This is a genomic window from Hyphomonas sp., from assembly GCF_046313735.1.
Classification (GTDB): Bacteria; Pseudomonadota; Alphaproteobacteria; order Caulobacterales; family Hyphomonadaceae; genus Hyphomonas.
Map to the genome: position 1 here is coordinate 1 of NZ_JBKBXW010000106.1, position 2,392 is coordinate 2,392.

The window sequence follows — 2,392 nt, forward strand, 5'->3', positions numbered from 1 at the left end:
CTTTCAGGGGCACCCAGAAGCCGCGCTCTTCCATCCTGCGGGGCATCCGTAGGCGGACGATCGAGCCGGCGGGTACGAGGCTGTCCTCGGCGATGTCGAAGACAGCGCCGACTGTGCGCTGAGAGAGATCGACGACGCCGGTGATGCTGCGCAGATTGCCGGTGACCGGGCCGGTCTCGGCCTGCAGGCTGTAGTTCTCGCCGATGGTCAGGTTGGCGACGGCGCGGGCGGGGATGCCGATCCGGGCTTCAAGGTCGCCGCCTTCGACAAGTTCGAGGATGGTCTGGCCGGGGCTGGCGATGGCGCCTTCGTCGGCGAAGCGGCCGGTGATCATGCCGCCATAGGGCGCGGTGATGCGCGAGAGGTCGAGCTGGACGCGCAGGCTGTCGGCCTGGGCGCGGGCGGATTCGATCCGGGCGGCGGACGTGTCGGACTGGGCGACGACCTCGTCCACGCGCTGCTGCGAGACATGGCCCTGCGCCATCAGCGTGCGCTGGCGCTGCGCCGAATCGAGGGCGAGGCGATGGGAGGCGCGGGCTTCCTCGACCAGCGCCTGGGCTGAGGCAAGTTGGGCCGAGAGGCCGCGCGTGTCGAGCTTAGCGAGCGGGGCGCCGGCCTCAACACGGTCACCGATGCGGACATTGACGCTTTCGACCCGGCCGCCGGTCTGGAAACCGAGACGGCTGGTACGGCGGGCTTCGGCGAGGCCGCTATAGAGTTCCTCGACCTCGATTTCGTCGAGATAGGCGACCTGAATGACATCAGCGCGGATCGGTTCAGGCGCAGCGCTGGCGACGACCGGGCCGGTGGGGCTGCGCAGCAGCAGCGCGCCGCCGAGGAGCAGACCGATGGCGACGGCCAGTAGGAGGACGAACAGCACGCCCTTCGCCCAGCTTGGCCGGTGCGTGCGCTCTTCATAGGGCGGGGGGGCGGAGACTTCGTTCATGGGGCGGACCTGCTGGAAGGGGTCTCTGGGAAGGTCTTGCAAAGGCTGCTGAACATCAACTCGGTATGGAAACGGATGAAATCCGCCTGGCTGAGCTGATCGTCCGGGGTCGGCACCATTACGGGGAAGCCGGGTAGCTGGATCATCAGCAAAGCGACGCCGTGCATCGAGGCCCAGAGGGATTTGGCGGCGAGATGCGGGTTCATATCGGTCCGGAAGGTGCCGTTGGCCTGGCCTTCCGCGATCAGGCCCGCAATGACGAGAAAGGCCCGGCCCTTATGGGTTGTGTCGAAGGGCTTGGCGCCGGGGGCCTCATGGTGCGGCGCAGCCGCGTTACGGTCGGCGGATATCGAGAAGGCTGCCGCATAGTGATGCGGGCGGGCAATCGCGGTTTCGATGTATTTCGCGAAAGAATGACAGGCCCGCTCGCGGAAGGGCTGCGAGACGAGCGAGGCGCCGTCGACCTTGGTCATCAGACGCTCGAAGAAGGACTCCTTGAGTTCGTCGACGAGTTCTTCCTTGGAGCCGAAGTATTTGTAGATCGCGGCGGGTGAGTAATCGATTTCCTCGGCAAGCCGCCGAATTGAAAGACCCGCCTCCCCCTCTTTCGAGAACACGCGTTCGGCGGCATCCACGATGGCAGCGCGGACTTTCTGGCGCCGGCGCTCTGCCGGGCTTTCGTCCTGAAGTGTATCGGCCATCGCGCGGGCCTCCACCCAGCGTTCATTTAGTGAACAGCGTTCACTCATTTGGGTAAATATGCCGTTAAGGTCTGCGCGGCAAGGGCCACGGGCGGATTTTGATCTTTTGCTTGTGCGGGAACGGCGCTAACCCCCTGCCCCATGAGCAAGCTGTTTCCGCCTCCCCCTTCGCCCGGAACCCCGATGCTGGCCAGCCGGCCGGATTATGGCGTGCGCCAGTTCCTCGCCCTGCGCAGATCCGCCAACAAGCTGTTCCTGGCCGAGCCGGGGCCGGACCCTGAGGCGCTGGACGAATTGATCCAGGTGGCGACGCGGGTGCCGGATCACCGGAAGCTGACGCCCTGGCGGTTTGTTGTGTTTGAGGGGGATGAGCGGATCAAGGCCGGCAAGGTACTGGCCAGAATTGCCGGGCGGCGATCCGGCGATGTGGAATCACGCGATGTGATCGAGGCGGCGGGGTTGTTCCTGCGCGCGCCGGTCGTGGTCGCGGTCATCTCATCGCCGCGCGAGACGGGGCGCACGCCGGCCTGGGAGCAGGAACTCTCGGCCGGGGCGATGTGCTATAATCTGCTGCTGGCGGCCAATGCCTGCGGCTGGGCCGGAGCCTGGCTGAGCGAATGGATTGCCTATGATCTGGATGTGGCCGACTGGCTCGGCCTCGCCCCGGATGAGCGGATTGCCGGTTTCATCTATCTGGGCACGGCCACGCAGATGCCGCAGGAACGGATGCGGCCGGATACGTCCA

At 66.0% G+C, this 2,392-nt stretch carries 3 protein-coding genes; 1 reads left to right on the top strand and 2 read right to left on the bottom strand.

What is annotated here, in order from left to right:
• On the bottom strand, positions 1-946 hold a 946-nt coding region (locus tag ACK4SV_RS16835; RefSeq protein ID WP_409919000.1), incomplete at its 3' end, for an efflux RND transporter periplasmic adaptor subunit.
• On the bottom strand, positions 943-1,647 hold the full coding sequence (locus ACK4SV_RS16840) for a TetR/AcrR family transcriptional regulator (RefSeq protein ID WP_409919001.1): 705 nt from the start codon (positions 1,645-1,647) through the stop codon (positions 943-945). The genes ACK4SV_RS16840 and ACK4SV_RS16835, both read right to left, overlap by 4 nt.
• Before the next feature lie 141 nt (positions 1,648-1,788).
• Here ACK4SV_RS16840 and ACK4SV_RS16845 point away from each other — a divergent pair.
• Positions 1,789-2,392 (top strand): nitroreductase (locus ACK4SV_RS16845; protein WP_409919002.1); only part of this gene is annotated, 604 nt, incomplete at its 3' end.